The organism is Escherichia albertii (assembly GCF_028622335.1).
GTDB lineage: Bacteria > Pseudomonadota > Gammaproteobacteria > Enterobacterales > Enterobacteriaceae > Escherichia > Escherichia albertii.
This window is the reverse complement of sequence record NZ_CP117568.1, coordinates 4,301,909-4,325,224: the sequence shown is the minus strand read 5'-3', so window position 1 is coordinate 4,325,224 and position 23,316 is coordinate 4,301,909. Positions and strand designations below refer to the sequence as shown.

The window sequence follows — 23,316 nt, the reverse complement described above, 5'->3', positions numbered from 1 at the left end:
GGCAATCCAAATGACGCAGAAAATTGAACAATCTCAACGACAAGAACGGGTAGCAGCCTGGAATCGTCACGCTGAATGCAATCTTGCCGCTTTCCAGAATTCGCCAAAGAAAACTTATCAAGCAGAAAGAACGCGTGATCGCAAACTATGCGCCAACCTGGAAGAGGCGATTCGTCGCTCTGGTTTACAGGACGGTATGACCGTCTCTTTCCACCACGCTTTCCGCGGCGGCGACCTGACCGTCAATATGGTGATGGACGTCATCGCGAAGATGGGCTTTAAAAATCTGACCCTGGCATCCAGTTCCCTGAGCGATTGCCATGCGCCGCTGGTAGAGCATATTCGTCAGGGCGTGGTCACCCGCATTTATACCTCCGGTCTGCGCGGCCCGCTGGCGGAAGAAATCTCCCGGGGCCTGCTGGCTGAACCGGTACAAATCCACTCCCACGGCGGTCGCGTGCATCTGGTACAGAGCGGCGAACTGAACATCGACGTGGCATTCCTCGGCGTCCCATCCTGTGATGAATTCGGTAATGCCAACGGTTATACCGGCAAAGCCTGCTGCGGCTCTCTCGGCTATGCAATGGTTGATGCCGATAATGCAAAACAGGTGGTAATGCTCACCGAAGAGCTGCTGCCTTACCCGCACAATCCTGCCAGCATCAAACAGGATCAGGTTGATCTGATCGTCAAAGTTGATCGCGTGGGCGATGCAGCAAAAATCGGTGCGGGCGCAACCCGTATGACCACTAACCCGCGCGAACTGCTGATCGCCCGCAGCGCCGCGGATGTGATTGTCAACTCGGGCTACTTCAAAGAAGGTTTCTCCATGCAAACCGGGACTGGCGGCGCATCGCTGGCGGTAACCCGTTTCCTGGAAGACAAAATGCGTAGCCGCGACATTCACGCCGACTTCGCCCTCGGCGGTATCACCGCCACCATGGTTGATCTGCATGAAAAAGGGCTAATCCGTAAGCTGCTGGACGTACAGAGTTTTGACGGTCAGGCCGCGCAGTCGCTGGCACGTAACCCGAATCATATCGAAATCAGCGCTAACCAGTACGCCAACTGGGGTTCTAAAGGCGCATCAGTTGATCGTCTCGATGTAGTGGTGTTGAGCGCACTGGAAATTGACACCCAGTTCAACGTCAACGTGCTGACCGGCTCTGATGGCGTACTGCGTGGCGCTTCCGGCGGTCACTGTGATACTGCAATCGCCTCTGCCCTTTCCATCATCGTCGCGCCGCTGGTACGTGGCCGTATCCCGACACTGGTGGATAACGTGCTGACCTGCATCACCCCAGGCTCCAGCGTCGATATTCTGGTCACTGACCACGGTATCGCTGTAAACCCGGCACGCCCGGAGCTGGCAGAACGTCTACAAGAAGCAGGCATTAAAGTGGTTTCCATTGAATGGCTGCGTGAACGTGCGCGTCTGCTGACCGGCGAACCACAGCCGATTGAATTCACCGACCGCGTTGTTGCCGTCGTGCGTTACCGCGATGGTTCGGTGATTGATGTTGTGCATCAGGTGAAGGAATAAACCATGCACCTGCTCCCTGAACTCGCCAGCCATCATGCGGTTTCTATTCCCGAGCTGCTCGTCAGCCGGGATGAAAGGCAAACACGGCAAAACGCCTGGCTCAAACGCAATCCTGTTCCACTGGTCTCCTTTACCGTGGTTGCGCCTGGGCCGATTAAAGACAGCGAGATAACACGCCGAATTTTTAATCATGGCGTAACTGCCCTGTGTGCTTTAGCCGCAAAACAGGGTTGGCAAATTCAGGAGCAGGCTGCACGGGTTTCCGCTAGCGGACCGGAGGGCTTATTAAGCGTTGCCGCTCCGGCCCGTGAACTCAAGCTCGCAACTATTGAACTTGAGCATAGCCATCCTCTCGGGCGTTTGTGGGATATCGATGTCCTGACGCCCGAAGGCGAAATTCTCTCCCGTCGCGATTATTCACTGCCCGCTCGCCGTTGTCTGTTATGCGAGCAAAGCGCGGCTATTTGCGCGCGCGGGAAAACCCATCAACTGACCGATTTACTCAACCGTATGGAGGCGCTGCTGAACGATGTCGATGCCTGCAACGTCAACTAAAACCACAAAGCTTGCTGCGTCATTAATCGATGATTACGCCCTGCTCGGCTGGCGCGCCATGCTGACTGAAGTCAATCTGTCACCAAAACCTGGCCTGGTGGATCGTATTAACTGCGGCGCGCACAAAGATATGGCGCTGGAAGATTTTCATCGTAGCGCGCTGGCGATTCAGAGCTGGTTACCGCGTTTTATTGAATTTGGCGCCTGTAGCGCAGAGATGGCGCCAGAAGCAGTACTCAGCGGATTACGCCCAATTGGTATGGCCTGTGAAGGCGATATGTTCCGTGCTACTGCGGGTGTGAACACCCATAAAGGCAGCATTTTTTCTTTAGGGCTGATATGCGCGGCGATTGGCCGTTTACTTCAACTCAACCAGCCGGTAACACCCAAAACCGTTTGTTCGACAGCGGCAAGTTTCTGCTGCGGTCTGACCGAGCGCGAACTGCGTACCAACAATCAACAGTTGACGGCAGGCCAGCGTTTATACCAGCAGCTTGGTCTTACCGGCGCACGCGGTGAAGCCGAAGCGGGTTACCCGCTGGTGATCAACCACGCCCTGCCGCACTACCTCACTCTGCTGGATCAGGGGATAGATCCTGAACTGGCATTGCTCGATACCTTACTGCTGCTGATGGCGATGAACGGCGATACCAACGTTGCATCGCGCGGCGGCGAGAGTGGCCTGCGCTGGCTCCAGCGCCGGGCACAAACACTATTAAACAATGGAGGCATCCGAACCTCCGCCGATCTCGATTATCTCCGCCAGTTCGACAGGGAGTGTATCGAACGAAATCTCAGTCCCGGCGGTAGCGCCGACCTACTGATTCTTACCTGGTTTTTAGCGCAGATTTAAAAATTAAGCACTTGATAAATTTGGAAATATAAATTGTCGGAGAACCCGTATGTCTTTAGCAAAAGATAATATATGGAAATTATTGGCGCCCCTGGTGGTGATGGGCGTCATGTTTCTTATCCCTGTACCTGACGGCATGCCGCCGCAGGCATGGCATTACTTCGCTGTGTTTGTGGCAATGATTGTCGGAATGATCCTCGAACCAATCCCGGCAACGGCGATCAGTTTTATTGCAGTCACTATTTGCGTTATTGGCAGTAATTACCTGCTATTTGATGCCAAAGAATTAGCTGACCCCGCTTTTAATGCGCAAAAACAAGCGCTGAAATGGGGACTGGCAGGTTTTTCCAGTACCACCGTCTGGCTGGTATTTGGCGCATTTATCTTTGCACTAGGGTATGAAGTTTCTGGATTAGGGCGTCGTATCGCCCTGTTTCTGGTGAAATTCATGGGGAAACGCACGCTGACATTGGGTTATGCGATTGTCATTATCGACATTCTGCTGGCGCCGTTTACACCGTCAAACACTGCACGTACTGGTGGGACCGTTTTCCCGGTCATAAAAAACCTGCCACCACTGTTTAAATCATTCCCGAACGATCCTTCCGCACGTCGTATTGGCGGCTATTTAATGTGGATGATGGTCATCAGTACCAGTCTGAGTTCCTCCATGTTTGTTACCGGCGCGGCACCGAACGTGCTGGGTCTGGAGTTCGTCAGCAAAATAGCCGGCATCCAGATTAGCTGGTTGCAGTGGTTCCTCTGCTTTCTACCGGTTGGCGTTATCTTACTCATCATTGCGCCGTGGCTTTCCTACGTACTGTACAAACCAGAAATCACGCACAGTGAAGAAGTGGCAACCTGGGCAGGTGACGAGCTGAAAACGATGGGTCGCCTGACTCGCAGAGAGTGGACGCTGATTGGCCTTGTCATTCTCAGCTTAGGTTTGTGGGTGTTTGGCAGTGAAGTGATTAACGCCACTGCGGTTGGCCTGTTGGCAGTTTCACTGATGTTGGCGCTACATGTTGTGCCGTGGAAAGACATTACTCGCTATAACAGCGCATGGAACACGCTGGTCAATCTGGCAACGCTGGTCGTTATGGCTAACGGTTTAACTCGTTCTGGCTTTATCGACTGGTTCGCCAGCACCATGAGTACGCACCTGGAAGGCTTCTCACCGAATGCTACAGTAATCGTCCTCGTACTGGTGTTCTACTTCGCGCACTATCTGTTTGCCAGCCTGTCTGCACATACCGCTACCATGCTGCCGGTAATTCTGGCAGTAGGTAAAGGTATTCCGGGCGTACCAATGGAACAACTGTGTATCCTGCTGGTGCTGTCTATCGGTATCATGGGCTGCCTGACACCGTACGCGACAGGTCCTGGCGTCATTATTTACGGCTGCGGCTATGTGAAGTCGAAAGATTACTGGCGTCTTGGCGCTATCTTCGGGGTGATCTACATCTCAATGCTGTTGCTGGTTGGCTGGCCGATTCTGGCTATGTGGAACTAATACGTTCGTCAATCGCTGAATAAATCAACAGGTCCGCCAGGTAAACCCACCTGGCGGGCTTTTTTATGATTTAATAGATAGTATTCAGTGTATGTATGAGTTTCACCTCCATTATGAAAACATTCTGCCGTAACACCGCTTTACTGGCGGCTTCTCTGCTCCCCTTCTCTTCAGGCAATGCCGCAGACTTACAGGCCAAACAGTACGGCGATTTTGATCGCTATGTACTGGCGCTCTCATGGCAAACCGGATTTTGCCAAAGCCAGCACGATCGAAATCGTAACGAACGAGATGAATGTCGCCTGCAAACCGAAACGGCCAACAAAGCCGATTTCCTGACCGTACACGGCCTGTGGCCTGGATTGCCTAAGTCTGTCGCAGCGCGCGGCGTTGATGAACGTCGCTGGATGCGCTTTGGCTGCGCCACCCGTCCAATCCCCAACTTGCCAGAAGCGCGCGCCAGTCGGATGTGTTCTTCACCAGAAACAGGGATATCACAGGAAACTGCGGCTGAGCTGAGTAAAGTTATGCCTGGCGCTGGCGGGCGTTCTTGTCTGGAACGTTATGAATACGCTAAACATGGCGCCTGTTTTGGTTTTGACCCGGACACTTACTTCGGTACGATGGTGCGTCTGAATAAAGAGATCAAAGAGAGCGATGCCGGACAATTTCTTGCCGATAACTACGGTAAAACGGTGAACCGCAGCGCTTTTGAAGCTGCCATCGCCAAAAGCTGGGGTAAAGAGAACGTTAAAGCGTTCAAGCTAACTTGCCAGGGCAACCCGGCATATCTGACTGAAATCCAGATTTCACTAAAAGCTGACGCCATCAACGCGCCACTTTCTGCAAGTTCATTCTTGCCACAACCGCACCCGGGCAACTGCGGTCAAACATTTGTGCTCGATAAAGTCGGCTATTAAGGTCAAGCCCACGGAGAATTAATTCATCACGAGGATTTATCCCTCAGGTAAAGACTTGATTAAGATTCATACAACAGGCTGACAATGAGGAATTCCCTGAATGTGACGTAAATCACTTCAAAGTGTGGGCAACAGTCAGTATCATCATGTGAGTTAAACCCTCGCCGCCTGACGGTGAGGGTTTTCTTTTGGGTATGTTTATCTGCGACACTCGCAGTACCGACGACATGGAGTAAAAATGTCCAGACCAACTATCATCATTAACGACCTGGATGCCGAACGCATCGATATTCTGCTGGAACAACCTGCTTATGCGGGTTTGCCAATCGCCGACGCGTTAAACGCAGAGTTGGATCGCGCCCAAATGTGTTCGCCAGAAGAGATGCCACACAACGTGGTAACGATGAACAGCCGGGTGAAATTCCGCAATCTTAGCGATGGCGAAGTCCGTGTGCGCACGCTGGTGTATCCGGCAAAAATGACCGACAGCAATACTCAGCTTTCCGTTATGGCTCCGGTTGGCGCCGCACTGCTGGGATTACGCGTTGGCGACACCATTCACTGGGAACTTCCGGGCGGTACCGCAACCCACCTTGAAGTACTGGAACTCGAATATCAGCCAGAAGCTGCTGGCGACTACCTGCTTTAATCCCATCTGCACAAGCGTTACTCGCTTTGCTCAGAGGATGCACCTGCATCCTCTTTCCGCTCAAATATCAACCAGATTTATCATTTTGCTCTTTATTGCGAAGTTCTAATCTGAACAGGTTATCACCTGTGGAAGCCATTATGAGCGAAGCTCTCGGTATTACAGCATTTTATATATTCATAGCAGCGATTATTGTCGCCGCAGTGCTGTACCTTGAACAACGCTGGTAGCACCTGACTTTATTCATTTCCAGAATCGATATTTAATTAAAATCAAATCAACTCCGCAAATGATAGATTCATAATCAATAATGTGTTGTTATGTATTCATGCAAAAACAAGGAGAGAATGCTTATGTACAAAACAATCATTATGCCAGTGGATGTATTTGAAATGGAATTAAGTGACAAAGCCGTTCGTCACGCTGAATTCCTCGCCCAAAAAGATGGGGTTATCCATCTACTTCACGTATTACCAGGCTCCGCCAGCCTGAGTTTGCACCGTTTTGCCGCTGATGTTCGTCGTTTTGAAGAGCATCTGCAACATGAAGCAGAAGAGCGTCTGCAAACGATGACCAGCCACTTCAGCATCGATCCTTCCCGTATTAAACAACATGTTCGTTTTGGTAGTGTTCGGGACGAAGTGAACGAGTTAGCGAAAGAACTCGACGCGGATGTCGTGGTTATCGGTTCACGCAACCCGTCTATTTCGACCCATCTGCTAGGATCTAACGCCTCCAGCGTAATCCGCCATGCGAATCTGCCGGTATTGGTCGTGCGCTAATTACGCAGAATCTGTATCGAGCCCTGCCCGGAGCCATCCCGGCGGGGCTTTTTTATGAGCAATAAAAAAGCCGCCCGGTTTGACCCTGGCGGCTAAACAATTGCAGGTGAATCTTACTTCTTTTTATGCTGTTTTAGTGCGAATCAGGTAATCAAAAGCACTCAGAGAGGCTTTAGCACCTTCGCCAGTGGCGATGATGATCTGCTTGTACGGAACAGTTGTACAGTCACCAGCAGCGAATACGCCTTTGACGTTAGTTTCGCATTTCGCATCGATGATTATCTCACCCATGCGGTTACGTTCGACTGCGCCTTCCAGCCAGTTGGTGTTCGGCAGCAGACCAATCTGGACGAAAATACCGGCCAGTTCGATGTTGTGAATATCGCCGCTTACGCGATCACGGTATTCCAGACCAACGACCTTGCTACCGTCGCCTTTCACTTCGGTGGTTTGCGCATTCAGAATGATGTCGACGTTTTTCAGACTACGCAGTTTGTCCTGCAATACCTGGTCGGCTTTCATTTCTGGCGCAAACTCAAGCAGGGTTACGTGTTCAACAATACCCGCCAAGTCAATTGCCGCTTCCACGCCAGAGTTACCGCCACCAATCACCGCCACACGTTTACCTTTAAACAGCGGACCGTCACAGTGCGGGCAGTAAGTTACACCTTTAGTGCGATACTGTTCTTCACCCGGAACGTTCATGTTACGCCATTTCGCGCCGGTCGCCACGATAATGCTGCGTGCTTTCAGCACCGCGCCGGACGCAGTTTCAATCTGATGCAGACCGCCTTCAACAGCCGCCGGAATCAGCTTGCTGGCACTCTGGCTGTCAATGACATCCACATCGTATTCATCAACGTGGACTTTCAGGGCGCCAGCCAGTTTCTGGCCTTCGGTTTTCGGCACAGAGATATAGTTTTCGATATCCACAGTATCGAGGATCTGACCGCCGAAACGTTCGCCCATCAGACCCGTGCGAATGCCTTTACGCGCGGAGTAAATCGCTGCTGCTGCGCCCGCCGGGCCGGAGCCGACGATCAACACATCGTAAGCGTCGCGTTTGTTCAGCTCTTCTGCCGCACGTTTTTCTGCGCCAGTATCAATCTTCGCCACGATTTCAGTCAGCGTCATACGGCCCTGACCAAACTCTTTACCATTCACGAACACAGCCGGAACGCCCATCACGTTACGATCGGTGATTTCGTTCTGGAACGTACCACCATCAATCGCCGTGTGCTTAATGCGCGGATTCAATACGCTCATCAGGTTCAGCGCTTGTACCACGTCCGGGCAGTTGTGGCAGGAGAGCGAGTAATAAGTTTCGAATTCAAAATCACCATCAATATCGCGAATCTGCTCCAGCAGAGACTGCGCTTCTTTCGACGGATGACCACCGGTCCACAGCAGCGCCAGTACCAGCGAGGTGAACTCGTGACCCAGCGGGGAACCTGCAAAACGCGGCCCCTGGTTAGAACCTGGGTTAGTGATCAGGAAAGACGGCTTACGCACCGGCAAGCTGTTATCTTCTTTAAAGGTGACTTTGTCTGACAGTTCAGCGATTTCAGCCAACAGTTCCTTGATTTCTGCCGATTTTGCGCTGTCATCCAGCGTGGCAATCAACTCAACAGGCCTGGTCAATTTCTCAAGGTACGCCTTGAGTTGAGTTTTCATATTTGTGTCGAGCATGTTTATCTCCTGGGCTTTAAACATCATCATGCAAGCGGCCTCATTCGGCTACCTGGATGCAGCTTGCATCATGATGTTGAGAAGAAAATCGGGTGCCGCAGCACCCGTATTCTGGTGAATTTCCAGCTCTTTCACGCCGGAGTTGGTGGCGTGAAAGACGAAGGAAATTTAGATTTTACCAACTAGGTCCAGAGATGGAGCCAGAGTTGCTTCACCTTCTTTCCATTTAGCCGGGCAAACTTCACCTGGGTGAGAAGCAACATACTGAGCTGCTTTGATTTTGCGCAGCAGGTCAGACGCGTCACGGCCAATGCCTTCAGCGGTAACTTCGATAGCCTGGATGATACCCTGCGGGTCAACAACGAAGGTTGCACGGTCAGCCAGACCTTCTTCTTCACGCATGTTGTCGAAGTTACGGGTCAGGGCGCCAGTCGGGTCGCCGATCATCGCATATTTGATTTTAGCGATGGTTTCAGAGCTGCTGTGCCATGCTTTGTGGGTGAAGTGAGTATCGGTAGATACTGCGTATACATCTACGCCCAGTTTCTGCAGTTCTTCGTAGTGGTCAGCAACGTCGCCCAGTTCGGTCGGGCATACGAAAGTAAAGTCAGCCGGGTAGAAGAAGAAGACGCTCCAGCGGCCTTCGGTGTCTTTCTCGGTGATTTCGATGAATTCGCCGTTTTTGAATGCCTGGTTTTTAAAAGGTTTAATTTTGGTGTTAATCAAGGACATCTATACTTCCTCCGTGTTTTCGATGGGATTAAGGTAACGCAATTCATTCGATTCAGCTAATGTGTTTCCATTATCAAATCGATAAGTTTTACCTTACAACCACCTCAAGACAACTTTGTGAACTTTGCACCGCCACAGGCGATAAAAGCAACCAGGGCCCCCTTTCCAGGTGACCGCGTAATCTGAGCTACCCTTTGGTATCTTCAGCGCCTGTTCAACAGGCTAAAGTGTTGCTCTGATAAATGCAGCAACGGCAAGGATTACAACACCCTCATACACAAAGGGCAATCATCTGGACTAAGCTCTCGCCTATGACAGTGATAGGTTATGCCTTTTACGCCGTTTTTGCACTGACTGAAAAGGACAAATTAATGTTAAAAAAGATACTTTTACTGACCTTACTTCCCGGAACCGCTTTCGCAGAGGAACTTCCCGCGCCTGTAAAATCAATTGAAAAACAAGGCATTACAATCATCAAATCATTTGACGCGCCAGGGGGGATGAAAGGTTATCTCGGAAAGTATCAGGACATGGGAGTTACTATCTATCTGACTCCCGACGGCAAGCATGCCATCTCCGGTTATATGTATGACGAAAAAGGCGAAAATCTGAGCAACACCCTTATCGAAAAAGAAATTTATGCGCCAGCCGGACGCGAAATGTGGCAGCGAATGGAACAATCCCACTGGCTCCTCGACGGTAAAAAGGACGCTCCCGTTGTAGTCTACGTCTTCGCCGATCCGTTCTGCCCATATTGCAAACAGTTCTGGCAGCAAGCGCGCCCGTGGGTAGAATCAGGTAAAGTTCAGCTTCGAACTCTGCTGGTCGGCGTGATAAAACCAGAAAGCCCGGCCACTGCCGCGGCAATCCTCGCAGCAAAAGATCCCGCCAGGGCGTGGCATGATTACGAATCGTCGGTTGGCAATGTTAAACTCAAGGTCCCGGCAAACGTAAGCCCCGAGCAAATGAAAATCCTGAGCGCCAATGAACAACTCATGGATGAGTTGGGCGCAAACGTCACGCCTGCTATCTATTACATGAGCCCGGAGAACACATTACAGCAGGCGGTCGGATTACCCGATCAAAAAACATTAAATATAATCATGGAAAATAAATAACTGCAAATCATGGATAACTGAAATATATTCATTGTTTTCAGTTATCCTTAAAATCGCAAGGATTGATCACAAACAAAAAACCAACTATGCTATTTTAGAAAAACTTAACGATAAATTAAGTAAAGAAAATAATACATAAAGCCATACTATTGACTTGATGAATATTATGATAAAAGCATGAATGGAGTGCGTCATGGCTAATCTGTATGATTTAAAGAAATTCGATTTGAATTTGCTCGTCATATTTGAGTGTATTTATCAACATCTCAGTATTAGTAAAGCAGCAGAATCGCTATATATAACGCCCTCTGCAGTTAGTCAGTCATTACAGCGATTACGTACGCAATTTAATGATCCTTTATTTATTCGTTCTGGAAAAGGTATTGCGCCAACAACAACAGGTTTAAATCTACATTACCATCTGGAAAAAAACCTTAAAGGTCTGGAACAGACAATAAATATAGTCAATAAATCTGAATTAAAGAAAAAATTTATAATCTACGGCCCTCAAATTATCTCATCAGCCAATAGTAGCCTTTTGATCAGTTGCCTGCGCCATGATAATGACGTCGACATTGAGCACCATGACATCATGATGTCAACAGAAAGCGCTGAAGATTTATTAAGTTACCGCAAGGCAGATTTGGTGGTGACGCTAACTCCCGTTATCAGCCGCTCTGTAATTTGCATGCCATTTCAATCAATTCGTAATACGCTTATTTGTAGCAATAATCACCCAAGAATAACTGATCACAGTACCCATGCTCAAATTCTTGATGAAGAATTTACTTTCCTGACATCAAAATTCTCTGGTCTGGAGGATTTTCAAATGGAAATAGAAGCTATCATGGCAAACCGTAAAATATCGTTTCGTAGCGAATCTCTGTTTACCATAATCAATACTATTGCAGTTACGGATTTACTTGGAATTGTACCTTACGAATTATATCTCTGTTATCATAAAACCCTGCAATTGAAACAAATAAAACTCGAACAAACTTTACCATCAAACACACTTTATATCTCTTATAATAAATCATCTTTAAATAACCTTGGATTCTCTCGTTTTATTGATCGCTTGAATGACAGTTTATAATATATATATTTTTACTATAGTATCTTACCATTGAAAATTCATTCAATGAATATAAAAATATTCTTCCTTGTTTTTTATTTACTTTATAATGAGTAGACCATCTCACTGATTGACATATCACGTTCAGGGCGCATATTCAGATGTCCATATATAAAATTCCTCTCCCGCTCAATATTCTGGAAGCAGCGCAAGACCGTATCACCTGGACACTCAATACCCTGCCTCGCGTATGCGTGTCTTTTTCTGGCGGTAAAGATTCTGGTTTAATGCTCCATCTGACCGCGGAACTGGCGAGAAAACTCAATAAAAAAATTTATATTTTATTCATCGATTGGGAAGCGCAGTTTACCTACACCATCGACTATGTCCAGTCTCTACGGAAACAATATGCCGACGTCACTGAAGCGTTTTACTGGGTAGCGCTGCCATTAACAACGCAAAATTCTCTTTCCCAATATCAACCAGAATGGCAATGTTGGGAACCGGGTATTGAATGGGTGCGTCAGCCACCAGAAGACGCAATAACCGATCCTGAATTTTTCTCGTTTTATCAACCCGGAATGACTTTCGAACAATTCGTGCGTGAATTTGCCGATTGGTTTTCGCAAAAACGTCCGGCAGCGATGATGATCGGCATCCGCGCTGATGAGTCCTATAACCGTTTTGTCGCCATCGCCAGTTTAAATAAACAGCGTTTTGCCGACGATAAGCCCTGGACTACTGCTGCGCCAGGCGGACACAGTTGGTACGTTTACCCCATCTACGACTGGAAAGTGGCCGATATCTGGACCTGGTATGCGAAGACCTCCTGCAAATGTAATGCCTTGTATAACTTAATGTATCAGGCAGGCGTCCCTCTGCGGCATATGCGGATTTGCGAACCGTTTGGCCCGGAGCAACGACAAGGTTTATGGCTGTATCACGTTATCGAACCAGAACGCTGGGGGGCTATGTGCACACGGGTCAGCGGCGTTAAAAGCGGAGGGGTCTACGCCGGTCACGACAATAAATTCTACGGCCACAGGAAGATCCTCAAGCCAGAACACCTGGACTGGCAAGATTATGCACTGTTGCTGCTCAGCAGCATGCCTGAGAAAACGGCTGAACATTACCGTAATAAAATTGCCGTTTATTTGCATTGGTATCAGAAAAAAGGCATCGAAATTCCGCAGACCCAACAAGGGGATACAGGCTCAAAAGATATCCCCTCCTGGCGACGGATATGCAAGGTGTTGCTCAATAATGATTACTGGTGTCGGGCATTATCTTTTAGTCCAACAAAAGCGAAAAATTATCAGCGTTATAACGAACGGATAAAAGGAAAACGTCAGGAATGGGGAATACTATGCAACAACGATTAACGCAGGATTTAACCCAATTTCTCGCCAGCTTATCGGAAGAAGCTCGCATTAAAGCCATTAATGAGATCCGAATGGCGATTCATAAAGTTAGCCCTTTCCGGGAAGAACCGGTTGATTGTGTTCTATGGGTTAAAAATACCCAACTTGTTCCGAATGATTACAACCCAAATAACGTAGCGCCGCCTGAGAAACGGCTGCTGCAAAAATCCATTGAAATTGACGGGTTTACGCAGCCCATTGTGGTAACTAACACCCATGCCAATGCACTTGAAATTGTTGATGGTTTTCACCGCCATGAAATTGGCAAAAGCGCTTCAACATTGACATTACGCTTAAAAGGCTATCTACCTGTAACCTGCCTGGAGGGCGATCGTCATGAACGTATTGCCGCAACTATTCGCCATAACCGCGCCCGTGGTCGCCATCAAATCACAGCAATGTCAGAGATCGTTCGCGAACTGAGCCAGTTGGGGTGGGATGATAATAAAATCAGCAAAGAATTGGGTATGGATAGCGATGAAGTGTTGCGTCTGAAGCAAATCAACGGCCTGCACGAATTGTTCGCCGACCGTCAATATTCCCGCGCCTGGACCGTCAAATAACTACAACCGACGCAGACGATCAGCCGCCGCCAGCAACGTCGACTCCTTCTTGGCAAAACAGAGACGAATCAGTTTATGTGGGAAGGGATCGGCGCAAAATACCGATAGCGGAATCGCCGCCACGCCATGCTCCCGCGTCAACCACTGGCAAAACTCAACATCATCCATTGTAGAAACGGCGCTGTAATCTACCAGTAAAAAGTAAGTACCTTCGCAGGGTAAAATCTCCAGCCTGCTTTCGCTTAAGGCGTTCACCAGAATATCGCGCTTCTGGCGATAAAATTCAGGTAACGCAAGATAATGTTCTGGTTCTGCGCGTAGCATATCGGCAAGTGCCAGTTGCGCCGGGGTATTCACCGAAAAGGTCAGATACTGATGCACTTTTTGGATCTCAGCGCTGATGGGGGCTGGCGCAACGCAATAACCCACTTTCCAGCCGGTCATATGATAGGTCTTGCCAAACGATGACACCGCCACCGCCCGCTCACGCAGTTGCGGATGCGCCAGCACACTGGCATGGCCCTGCTGTGAAAAGTTGATATGCTCGTAAACTTCATCGCTAATGACAAAAATCTCGTGCCCGGCAATTGCCTGCCACAAAGCGGCTAAATCAGCCTGCTGCCAGACCGTGGCGCTGGGATTATGCGGCGTATTGAGGATCACCAGCCGGGTGCGCTCGCTCAGTAGCTCAGCAAATTCTTGCCAGTCAACACGAAAATGCAGCGGTTGTAGCGCAATGCGTTTCACTATTCCCCCCGATAGAGCAATAGCTGGCGCGTAACTGTCATAGCTGGGATCAAAACAAATCACTTCGTCGCCATTGCGCACCAATGCGGTTATCGCCGCGTATAACGCCTCCGTCGCCCCTGCCGTTACGGTGATATCGCTGTCGGCATCCGGTTGATAGCCATACAGCCGTTCCGTTTTCTGAGCAATTGCCTCGCGTAATACCTGCACGCCAGTCATGGGCGCGTACTGGTTTGCGCCCTGAGAAACATGGTACGCCAGCCGTTCCTGCAAATAGCGCGGACCATCAAAATCGGGAAAGCCTTGTGACAGGTTAATCGCCTGGCACTGCTGCGCCAGCGCGCTCATCTGGGTGAAAATAGTGGTGCCAAGTTGTGGAAGTTTGCTTTGTGGAATCAGAGGGTTATTTGTCATTTTTATTGTGCCTGACGAAGTTGTGTGTTGAAGGCACTATAACACGATGCTAGTATTTGGCAATCAAGACGTTTAGATGTCTAAATAAAACAATAAGGACAACACAACATGCCTCACAATCCTATCCGCGTGGTCGTCGGCCCGGCTAACTACTTTTCTCATCCCGGAAGTCTGAATCGCCTGCATGATTTTTTCACCAATGAACAGCTTTCTCGCGCGGTGTGGATCTACGGCGAGCGCGCCATTGCTGCGGCGCAAGCCAAACTTCCGCCTGCATTTGAACAGCCAGGGGCAAAGCATATTTTGTTTCGCGGTCATTGCAGCGAAAGCAATGTGCAACTGCTGGCAGCAGAGTCCGGTGACGATCGCAGCGTAGTGATTGGCGTCGGCGGCGGCGCACTGCTCGACACCGCGAAAGCCCTCGCCCGTCGTCTCGGTCTGCCGTTTGTTGCCGTTCCGACGATCGCCGCGACCTGCGCCGCCTGGACACCGCTCTCTGTCTGGTATAACGATGCCGGACAGGCGCTGCATTATGAGATTTTCGACGACGCCAATTTTATGCTGCTGGTGGAACCGGAGATTATCCTCAAAGCACCGCAAGAATATCTGTTGGCGGGGATTGGTGACACACTGGCGAAATGGTATGAAGCGGTGGTGCTGGCCCCGCAACCAGATAACTTGCCGCTAACCGTGCGGCTGGGGATCAATAACGCGCAGACCATTCGCGACGTTTTGTTAAACAGTAGCGAGCAGGCGCTTGCCGATCAGCAAAATCAGCAACTAACACAATCATTTTGCGATGTGGTGGATGCGATTATCGCCGGAGGCGGAATGGTCGGTGGTCTGGGCGATCGTTTTACGCGAGTGGCGGCGGCCCATGCCGTGCATAACGGTCTGACTGTACTGCCGCAAACTGAGAAATTTCTCCACGGCACCAAAGTCGCTTACGGAATTCTGGTGCAAAGCGCCTTGCTGGGTCAGGATGATGTGCTGGCGCAATTAACCGGGGCGTATAAGCGTTTTCATCTGCCGACTACGCTGGCGGAGCTGGAAGTGGATATCAATAATCAGGCGGAGATCGACAAAGTGATTGCCCACACCTTGCGTCCGGTGGAATCCATTCATTATCTACCCGTCACGCTGACACCTGATACGTTGCGTGCAGCGTTAGAAAAAGTGGAATCGTTTAAAGCCTGACATGCAGATTTAACAGCAGCGCGCGCCGCCTTTTCCACCGTAGCGCGCGTCCTGCCGCTCACGGAAAAACTCCTCGTAGGTCATCGGTGTTTGATCAGGATGGTTAACCCGCATATGTTCAACATAGTTGTCGTAATCAGGCATACCAATCATCAGCTTCGCCGCCTGACCTAAATATTTTCCGGCTTTTGCCAGTGAATCAAACATCAATACCTCCGGTAATCAGGTTGCTGAGAGAGTGCCGGATGCGGCGTGAACGCCTTATCCGGCCTGGAAATGCTAAGCGTGAGGGGAACACACTCGGCACATTCCCCCCTCACACTGACTTTAGTGCGCGCCTTTTGCCTGCGCCACGATCTCCTCGACATTTTCCGGCATCGGCTCATACGGCGTTTCTTTCGCCGTCGGCTTCGACTCTTTTAATGCCGCCAGTGCCGTCTTAATCGAGAACAGCGCCAGAACCACCACGACTACCATAAAGAAGATGGTTAACCCGGCATCGAGACGGTTGTTGAACACCAGTTGCGCCAGTTGTGATTCGGTGTACTGCGACGGAATATTGCCGCTGTCGATCATTGCCTGGAACTTGTTAGCAATCGCCAGGAAGCCGACTTTCGCATCCGGGCTAAACGCTTTCTGCCAGCCTGCGGTCAGGGTACAAATCAGCAGCCAGGCCGTTGGCACCAGCGCTACCCAGGCGTAACGTTGACGTTTCATCTTGAACAACACCACGGCACAAAGCATCAGCGCCATACCCGCCAGCATCTGGTTGGCAATACCAAACAGCGGCCACAGAGTGTTAATACCGCCCAGCGGATCGACCACGCCCTGATGCAAGAAGTAGCCCCACGCCAGTACGCACAGCGCCGTTGCCAACAGGTTAGCTGGCAGTGAATCGGTCCGTTTCAGGCCCGGAGAAACCACGCCCAGCAGATCCTGCAACATAAAGCGCGCAGCACGCGTACCGGCATCTACCGCCGTCAAAATAAACAGTGCTTCAAACAGAATGGCGAAGTGATACCAGAACGCCACATCCATCATACCGCCCAGCGCACCGTGCAGAATGTAGGCCATCCCCACCGCCAGCGTCGGCGCACCGCCCGCACGGGAAATGATCGACTGTTCACCCACTTCGCTGGCAATCTGGTTTAGCGTATCCGGGGTAATCGCAAAGCCCCAGCTACTCACCACCTGCGCAGCAGAAGCCACCACATCCGCCGTACCCGCCGGAGCCAGCACCGCCATCGGGCTGTTCATGGCGAAATACACGCCCGGATCGATGATACAGGCGGAAACCAGCGCCATAATCGCCACGAAGGATTCCATTAACATCCCGCCGTAGCCGATAAAGCACGCCTGCCCTTCATTCGCCAGCATCTTCGGCGTGGTGCCGGAAGAGATCAGCGCATGGAAACCAGATACCGCACCACAGGCGATAGTGATAAACAGGAACGGGAACAAATTACCTGTCCATACCGGGCCAGTACCATCGACAAATTTGGTCAACGCAGGCATGGTCAGCGTCGGGCGCATAATCAAAATGCCTACAGCCAGACCGACGATAGTCCCGATTTTCAGGAAGGTAGAGAGGTAGTCACGCGGAGCCAGCAGCAACCACACGGGTAACACCGCCGCCACAAAACCGTAGCCCACCAGCATCCAGGTCAACTGCACGCCGGTAAAGTCAAAGTACGGCGCCCAGGTCGGGCTTTCCGCCACCCAGCCACCAGAGATAATAGCGAAAATCAGGAACACCAGACCGATGACCGATACTTCGCCAATGCGACCCGGACGCAGATAGCGCAGGTAGATCCCCATAAACAGCGCCAGCGGAATGGTGAACGCAACAGTGTATGTTCCCCACGGGCTATGCGTCAGGGCTTTCACCACAATCATCGCCAGCACAGCAAGGATGATGACCATGATCATAAAGCAGGCTACCAGCGCAATCACCCCGGCGGTTGGCCCCATCTCTTCTTTGACCAGCTCACCCAGCGAGCGACCGTCACGGCGCGTGGAAACAAACAGCACCATGAAATCCTGTACCGCTCCGGCAAGCACCACCCCGGCAAGCAGCCAGATCATCCCCGGCAGGTAGCCCATTTGCGCCGCCAGTACCGGCCCCACCAGAGGGCCTGCTCCGGCGATGGCCGCAAAATGGTGACCGAACAGCACTTTCTTGTCCGTCGGCACATAGTCCAACCCGTCGTTATGGCGCACCGCGGGCGTCATACGCGTCGGGTCAACCGCCAGCACATTTTTGGCGATATACAGACCATAAAAACGGTAAGCGATCAGATAGATACAGACCGACGCCACCACAATCCACAGTGCGTTGATCTGTTCCCCACGATTTAAAGCAATGTATCCCAGCGCAAATGCCCCCATTACAGAGAGCACTGTCCAGACGAGGTATTTCCCTGACTTGTTCATAATTGTTATCCGTGTGCGTGTCCATAGAGATGTTACATTTTGTTTCTATAACATCTTTGTACAATTTAACAACACGGCAACTATACAAATCGGAACTGAAACCAATATTTAACTTAACAATGTTAACTCGATCACTCCGTTAACCGAGTTTTACAGCAATATCATTCAACTTTGTCGGGTTCATCCCAATACCGCCGTTCCCAGTCGACAGGTGCAACAACGCCGCCCCTGTTCATCGAAAACGACGATTTCCCAACTCTGGTTTTGCCGCCCAAGATGCAGCGGCTGGCAGACGCCGCGCACCTTGCCCTCAGACACCGGACGATGATGTGTGGCGTTAAGTTCCGTGCCTACCACACATTGCCCGTCGCGAGTCATCATAAATCCGGCCATCGATCCCAGCGTTTCCGCCAGCGCCGCCGACGCACCACCATGCAACAGACCAAACGGTTGATGAGTACGCATATCAACCGGCATTTCAGCCTCCAGCACATCATCGCCCAGACGGGTATACACAATTCCCAGATGCGCCACCATTGTGTTATCGCTGGTGGCGTTCAGCTCATCGAGTGTTAAATGGCGTTTCCAGATCACCGTTATGCTCCCAACGTCGAGCCGCCATCCACCACGATATCCTGTAGGGTGATATGGCTGGCGAGATCAGAGGCGAGGAACAAAATCGTATTGGCAATCTCCTGTGGGCGGGCAATTTTCCCCAGCGGAATGCCGAGTTTAAACTGCTCACCAAAGCCGCGAATACGCTGCTCTTCGGCGTCATCACTCACCCATAGCATGCGTTGCATATCGGTGTCGGTGGAGCCCGGCGAAACCACATTACAGCGCACGCCGCTACCTGCCAGTTCCAGCCCGACGCTCAGCGCCAGGCTTTTCAGCGCCGCTTTTGACGCACCGTAAGCACTCATACCAATACGCGGCGTGTGTGCGGCATCGGACGCTACGGTGACAATCGCCCCGCCCCGCTGACGGCGAAACTGGTTCATGGTTTGCTGGAACAGGTTAAATGCGCCGCCGACGTTGACCGCAAAAGTCTGCTGCCAGTCCTCTTTGCTCAGTTGGTCTGTCGCGCCCATGCGCAAAATTCCCGCCGCATTGACCAGCACGTCCAGTCGCTCCGTTTCAGCTAACAGTCGCTGACATACCTGCGCCACCTGCGCAGCATCGGCAACATCCATCACTTCGGTCGCAAAGGGATATTGCTCCTGAGCGAACGCTTGATCAAAACCTGTAACTTTCGCTCCCGCCTCAACAAACGCCAGCGCCGTGGCGTAGCCGATACCTTTACCTGCGCCGGTTACCCAGACATTTTTGCCGCTGAAATCCATTATTTCACCTCGCGGGAGAGCAGTTTCCACCAGGCGTCAATGGTCGGATTTTTCGCCAGCATGACAAAATCGATATCGCCGTGCACTTTGCGCCAACGTGCCGCCAGTGACATCATACGCACCGAATCCAGACCGTAGTCGATAAGGTTGTCGTCATCGAACGGTTCATCAGACTCGTCCAGCAACGGCAGGATCACCTCACGCAGCGCCTCTTTGCTGGCGGGGATAGGTGCTGGCAAGAGTTCTTCAGTCATCACCACCCGGCCAGAACGTCCGGCCACATATTTCAGCGACATCAAATGCTCGTCACGGCTGAAATCGGCCAGCGCATCCGCCACCATAAACGGTTTAATATCGCGCATAAATGCGTCGGTTGCGGTGGTCATGCAGCCAATATGTGCATATACCCCGGTAATAATTAGTTGGTTACGCCCACTCTCTTTGAGCATTTGTTCCAGCGGAGAGCGATGAAACGCGCTGTAGCGCCACTTCACCAGCACCGTATCATCGGCGTCTGGCGTCAGGCGCTCCACCACTTTTTGCTGTTCTGGCGAACGGGTCAGGCCCGGCCCCCACATATCATTCAGTAATGCCCGATCTTCATCGCTCTGTTCTTTCGGTTGGGCGGTGTAATAAACCGGAATATTGTTCTGTTTGCAGTAGTCACGCAGCGCGGCAATGTTAGCGATCACCTGCTCCATCATCGGGCAATTTTCGCCCCAAAAGCTGACAAAATAATCCTGCATATCATGGATTAACAACGCGGCACGTTGTGGTTCAAAGGCCCAGTCAACTTTATTCTTCGGAATATCGTGAGACTCCGGCAGTGCGTAAGCCTGTAATTTTGGAATAGCCATCGTGTTCTCTCCTTCAGGCTGGTGCGCGTGACGCCAGCCACTGACGTAATTGTTTTTTATCGACTTTCCCGACCGCCGTCAGCGGAAGTGAATCCACACACTCCACGCGATCCGGTAATTTAAATTCTGCGATACCCTGTTCACGCAGAAAGCGACGCACCTGCACTGCGCGCAGCGGTTCTTTCACCACCAGATAAGCACAGCTTTTTTCGCCCATCAGCTCGTCTTCCATGCTCACCAGTGCGGCGTAGATCACCGCCGGATGGCGCAGTAACAGGTTTTCGATCTCTTCGGCAGCGATCTTCTCGCCGCCACGGTTGATCTGATCTTTCTCACGCCCCTGCACGGTGATGTAACCGTCTGGATCAATAGAGATCAGATCGCCGGAGCAATAAAAACCGTTGGCATCAAAGGCGCTGGCATTGTGCTGTGGGCTTTTGTAATAGCCGCGGAAGGTATACGGCCCGCGCGTCATCAGGCGTCCCACTTCCCCTTGCGGCAGCGGATTTCCGTCAGCGTCAGCAACCCACACTTCATCGTCCGGGCACATTGGGTAGCCCTGGGTATGAATAATTTTCTCCGCGCTATCATCGAGGCGGGTGTAATTCACCAGTCCTTCCGCCATGCCGAACACTTGCTGCAACTGGCAACCAATCTCTGTCGGAATACGCGCCGCCAGCGTGGCAGAAAGACGAGCGCCGCCGACCTGTAACAGTTTCAGCGAGGCAAGCTGCGTCCGGTTTTCACCTTCCGCCAGCGCCTGTAACCACAGGCTGACAGCCGGCGGCACCAGCGCAGTAACGTTAACCTGGTGTTTTGCAATTAGTGGAAAACAGAGCGTAGCGCTGGGATCGGCTGCCAGAACGACCGTTCCCCCGGCAAGAAAGACACCCAGCGATCCCGGTGAACTCATGGCGTAGTTGTGAGCTGCCGGGATCGCGCACAGGTAGCGTGTCTGTTGCGTGAACTGACAAATCTCGACGCTACGGCGCACGCTGTAGTAATAGTCGTTATGAGTACGCGGGATCAGCTTCGGCGTGCCAGTAGTACCGCCGGAAAGCTGGAAATAGGCCACTTCATCGGCAGGTGACGGTGTGGCAGTAAAATCCTCTGCCGGATGGTTAATCGCATCCTGCAAATTATGCTCACCGCTGTCGTTGTGCAGTTGCACCACGCGAATGGAGGAATGCTCTGCAACAAATGTATTGAGGAAATCATTCCCGCTAAACAGCGCATGTTGGCGATCGGCAATCAGCAATGCGGGTTCAATCTGGCTGGCATAGGCGTTCAGTTCACTACGCTGATGGCTGAACAACGCCAGCACTGGCGCAACGCCCAGTTTCAGCAGGGCGAAAAAGGTAATGTACAGTTCAGCAACATTACCCAACTGTACCAGCGCGGTTTCACCGGATTTAATTCCCTGACGACGTAGACGACAAGCAAGATTATTTGCCGCCTGATTCAACTGGCGGTAACTCAGCTGGCGCTCACCATCGATGACCGCGATACTGTCGCTTGCGGCATGGCGGGTCAGAATGTCGGTCAGCGGCAAATCCTGCCAGTAGCCTTTTTCCCGATAACGACGGGCAAATTCTTCCGGCCAGCGGGTAAATGGAATGCTCATCCTCGCTCCTTAATGCAGCCCAAAAACGTTCAACATGGTAGAAAGTTTGACGCCCGTTTCTCGCCACTCGCCCAGCGGCGATGACGCAGGCACAATCCCTGCTCCGGCAAACAGACGGACCTTGTTTTCCTGCAGTTTCGCGCAGCGGATGGTCACGACCCACTCGCCGTTACCTTCGCTGTCACACCAGCCGACAATGCCGCCAAACAGTCCCCGGTCGAATGGTTCCAGCTCGGCAATCACTTGAGTTGCAGCCTGATGAGGAAAACCACTCAGAGCAGGAGTCGGATGCAACAGACACGCCAGCGTCAGTGCGTTTTCTTGCGAATTCGCTTTGCCCTCAAACGGCGTTGCAAGATGCCACAACGTTGGCGTGGTAATCAGTTGTGGGAAAGATGGAACTTGTAATTCGCTACTGCGTTCACGCAACACTTCTTTCATCGCCTGAGTCACCAGCTCGTGTTCATGGCGATCTTTTTCTGACGCCAGCAGGCGATTACCCGCTTCGCGATCGAGAACTTCATCCGGCTGACGACGCGCAGAACCGGCTAACGGGATGGAGCTAAAACGCTCGCCGTCTTTACGTAACAGCAGTTCCGGGCTGGCTCCGAGCAGGACGCCGCCATCTGCCAACGGCACATGGAAGTTGTAACTAACCGGGTTTTGCGCAATCAACCGTTCCAGCAATACGCCGCTATCGATGGCGGCATCGGTGGTGATATCAATCAGCCGTGATAGCACCACTTTGTCGACTTGTGGCGTGGCAGTAAGCTTTGCAGCACGGGCAACCATTTGTTCAAACGTGGTTTGTTCTGGAATTGCCTGACGCTCCACCACATTCAGCGACTGACTGCGAGTAAAACGGCGCGCGGAGGTTTGTTTTTCTTTACGAGAAAAAGGCTGCCAGGACTCAGGAATATACAGCGATGAGGGTTGACGAGGATCGAAGGGAATCGCCCCAACCAGCAGCGGATTTTTGATGCCCTGCGATTTGGCATCGGCAAACAGCGCAGCGAGTTTCTGCTGGAAGGGACTGTCGGGCGAATCCCCGTTCACTGCGGGTTCATCGAAGCGGGCGAAACATCCTGACGTCGTAAAACTGCGGTACGGCGACATAAAGAAAAAGCGATTTGGCGCAAGTGTTGCCATGGTCTGCTGTACTTCCTCAGCCAGTGACGTATCCATATCATCCTCCACAAAATGATAAAGGCTTTAATAATGATTATCATTTATATTTTCGGTCGCTAACCTAAAAGCAAACGGGCACTATGTCAACTCTTGCCGCAAC

The 23,316-nt window shown here is 51.3% G+C and carries 23 protein-coding genes; 13 read left to right on the top strand and 10 right to left on the bottom strand.

The genetic code is table 11. The annotated features are described in order from the left end of the window. The first annotated feature begins 10 nt into the window (after nucleotides 1–10). From citF to uspG, 8 genes are all read left to right on the top strand, one after another. Nucleotides 11–1,543: a citrate lyase subunit alpha gene (gene citF, locus PS053_RS20795; RefSeq protein ID WP_059217332.1), complete on the top strand. Its 1,533-nt coding sequence runs from the start codon at nucleotides 11–13 to the stop codon at nucleotides 1,541–1,543. Between the two features lie 3 nt (nucleotides 1,544–1,546). Then, nucleotides 1,547–2,098 carry a citrate lyase holo-[acyl-carrier protein] synthase gene (gene citX, locus PS053_RS20790; protein WP_256879114.1) on the top strand — a complete coding sequence of 184 codons (552 nt, stop codon included), beginning with the start codon at nucleotides 1,547–1,549 and terminating at the stop codon, nucleotides 2,096–2,098. Then, nucleotides 2,073–2,951, top strand: coding sequence for a triphosphoribosyl-dephospho-CoA synthase CitG (gene citG, locus PS053_RS20785; protein ID WP_256879115.1), 879 nt, complete (start codon nucleotides 2,073–2,075; stop codon nucleotides 2,949–2,951). The genes citX and citG overlap by 26 nt, the downstream gene beginning before the upstream one ends. A gap of 49 nt (nucleotides 2,952–3,000) precedes the next feature. Beyond that, on the top strand, nucleotides 3,001–4,464 hold the full coding sequence (gene citT / locus PS053_RS20780; protein ID WP_000050330.1) for a citrate/succinate antiporter CitT: 1,464 nt from the start codon (nucleotides 3,001–3,003) through the stop codon (nucleotides 4,462–4,464). A 113-nt stretch (nucleotides 4,465–4,577) separates the two neighbouring features. Continuing rightward, on the top strand, nucleotides 4,578–5,384 hold the full coding sequence (gene rna, locus PS053_RS20775; protein ID WP_044717285.1) for a ribonuclease I: 807 nt from the start codon (nucleotides 4,578–4,580) through the stop codon (nucleotides 5,382–5,384). 238 nt (nucleotides 5,385–5,622) lie between these two features. Then, nucleotides 5,623–6,033: a nucleoside diphosphate kinase regulator gene (rnk, locus tag PS053_RS20770; protein WP_000089735.1), complete on the top strand. Its 411-nt coding sequence runs from the start codon at nucleotides 5,623–5,625 to the stop codon at nucleotides 6,031–6,033. 140 nt (nucleotides 6,034–6,173) lie between these two features. Further along, entirely contained in the window at nucleotides 6,174–6,263 is a 90-nt protein-coding gene (gene yldA, locus PS053_RS20765; protein ID WP_001287361.1) for a small membrane protein YldA, read from the top strand. A gap of 123 nt (nucleotides 6,264–6,386) precedes the next feature. Further along, entirely contained in the window at nucleotides 6,387–6,815 is a 429-nt protein-coding gene (gene uspG / locus PS053_RS20760; RefSeq protein ID WP_256879116.1) for a universal stress protein UspG, read from the top strand. A gap of 123 nt (nucleotides 6,816–6,938) precedes the next feature. Here uspG and ahpF read toward each other — a convergent pair whose 3' ends face one another. After that, a complete protein-coding gene (gene ahpF / locus PS053_RS20755) occupies nucleotides 6,939–8,504 on the bottom strand; it encodes an alkyl hydroperoxide reductase subunit F (protein ID WP_010342352.1) in 1,566 nt (521 codons plus the stop codon). A gap of 168 nt (nucleotides 8,505–8,672) precedes the next feature. Further along, the gene (ahpC, locus tag PS053_RS20750; protein ID WP_000052798.1) at nucleotides 8,673–9,236 is read right to left on the bottom strand and encodes an alkyl hydroperoxide reductase subunit C; all 564 of its coding nucleotides are present in this window, start codon (nucleotides 9,234–9,236) and stop codon (nucleotides 8,673–8,675) included. Between the two features lie 371 nt (nucleotides 9,237–9,607). Between ahpC and dsbG the strand changes: the two genes are divergently transcribed. The 4 genes from dsbG (at nucleotide 9,608) to PS053_RS20730 (ending at nucleotide 13,413) form a co-directional block, all read left to right on the top strand. After that, complete coding sequence (gene dsbG / locus PS053_RS20745) at nucleotides 9,608–10,354, top strand: thiol:disulfide interchange protein DsbG (RefSeq protein WP_256879127.1); 747 nt, start codon at nucleotides 9,608–9,610, stop codon at nucleotides 10,352–10,354. Between the two features lie 193 nt (nucleotides 10,355–10,547). After that, nucleotides 10,548–11,450 carry a DNA-binding transcriptional repressor CitR gene (gene citR / locus PS053_RS20740; protein ID WP_059218886.1) on the top strand — a complete coding sequence of 301 codons (903 nt, stop codon included), beginning with the start codon at nucleotides 10,548–10,550 and terminating at the stop codon, nucleotides 11,448–11,450. Between the two features lie 140 nt (nucleotides 11,451–11,590). Further along, the gene (locus PS053_RS20735; RefSeq protein ID WP_059218885.1) at nucleotides 11,591–12,811 is read left to right on the top strand and encodes a phosphoadenosine phosphosulfate reductase; all 1,221 of its coding nucleotides are present in this window, start codon (nucleotides 11,591–11,593) and stop codon (nucleotides 12,809–12,811) included. Next, complete coding sequence (locus PS053_RS20730) at nucleotides 12,784–13,413, top strand: IbrB-like domain-containing protein (RefSeq protein WP_000528563.1); 630 nt, start codon at nucleotides 12,784–12,786, stop codon at nucleotides 13,411–13,413. The genes PS053_RS20735 and PS053_RS20730 overlap by 28 nt, the downstream gene beginning before the upstream one ends. Here the strand turns inward: PS053_RS20730 and ybdL are convergent, their stop codons facing one another. Further along, nucleotides 13,414–14,574, bottom strand: coding sequence for a methionine-oxo-acid transaminase (gene ybdL / locus PS053_RS20725; protein WP_256879117.1), 1,161 nt, complete (start codon nucleotides 14,572–14,574; stop codon nucleotides 13,414–13,416). Nucleotides 14,575–14,682: 108 nt separating this feature from the next. Between ybdL and hcxA the strand changes: the two genes are divergently transcribed. Beyond that, complete coding sequence (gene hcxA / locus PS053_RS20720; protein ID WP_273774361.1) at nucleotides 14,683–15,771, top strand: hydroxycarboxylate dehydrogenase HcxA; 1,089 nt, start codon at nucleotides 14,683–14,685, stop codon at nucleotides 15,769–15,771. Nucleotides 15,772–15,780: 9 nt separating this feature from the next. Here hcxA and PS053_RS20715 read toward each other — a convergent pair whose 3' ends face one another. From PS053_RS20715 to entC, 7 genes are all read right to left on the bottom strand, one after another. After that, entirely contained in the window at nucleotides 15,781–15,978 is a 198-nt protein-coding gene (locus tag PS053_RS20715) for a YbdD/YjiX family protein (RefSeq protein ID WP_000460431.1), read from the bottom strand. A gap of 120 nt (nucleotides 15,979–16,098) precedes the next feature. After that, complete coding sequence (cstA, locus tag PS053_RS20710) at nucleotides 16,099–18,204, bottom strand: pyruvate/proton symporter CstA (RefSeq protein ID WP_059250413.1); 2,106 nt, start codon at nucleotides 18,202–18,204, stop codon at nucleotides 16,099–16,101. A 180-nt stretch (nucleotides 18,205–18,384) separates the two neighbouring features. Next, nucleotides 18,385–18,798 carry a proofreading thioesterase EntH gene (gene entH, locus PS053_RS20705; protein ID WP_000637939.1) on the bottom strand — a complete coding sequence of 138 codons (414 nt, stop codon included), beginning with the start codon at nucleotides 18,796–18,798 and terminating at the stop codon, nucleotides 18,385–18,387. A gap of 2 nt (nucleotides 18,799–18,800) precedes the next feature. Continuing rightward, complete coding sequence (gene entA, locus PS053_RS20700) at nucleotides 18,801–19,547, bottom strand: 2,3-dihydro-2,3-dihydroxybenzoate dehydrogenase EntA (RefSeq protein WP_000347632.1); 747 nt, start codon at nucleotides 19,545–19,547, stop codon at nucleotides 18,801–18,803. Beyond that, nucleotides 19,547–20,404, bottom strand: a complete 858-nt coding sequence (entB, locus tag PS053_RS20695) for an enterobactin biosynthesis bifunctional isochorismatase/aryl carrier protein EntB (RefSeq protein WP_025237416.1) — start codon at nucleotides 20,402–20,404, stop codon at nucleotides 19,547–19,549. The genes entA and entB overlap by 1 nt, the downstream gene beginning before the upstream one ends. A 13-nt stretch (nucleotides 20,405–20,417) precedes the next feature. Beyond that, complete coding sequence (gene entE / locus PS053_RS20690) at nucleotides 20,418–22,028, bottom strand: (2,3-dihydroxybenzoyl)adenylate synthase EntE (RefSeq protein WP_000026830.1); 1,611 nt, start codon at nucleotides 22,026–22,028, stop codon at nucleotides 20,418–20,420. A 9-nt stretch (nucleotides 22,029–22,037) separates the two neighbouring features. Then, nucleotides 22,038–23,213, bottom strand: coding sequence for an isochorismate synthase EntC (entC, locus tag PS053_RS20685; RefSeq protein ID WP_256879118.1), 1,176 nt, complete (start codon nucleotides 23,211–23,213; stop codon nucleotides 22,038–22,040). Nucleotides 23,214–23,316 lie beyond the last annotated feature (103 nt).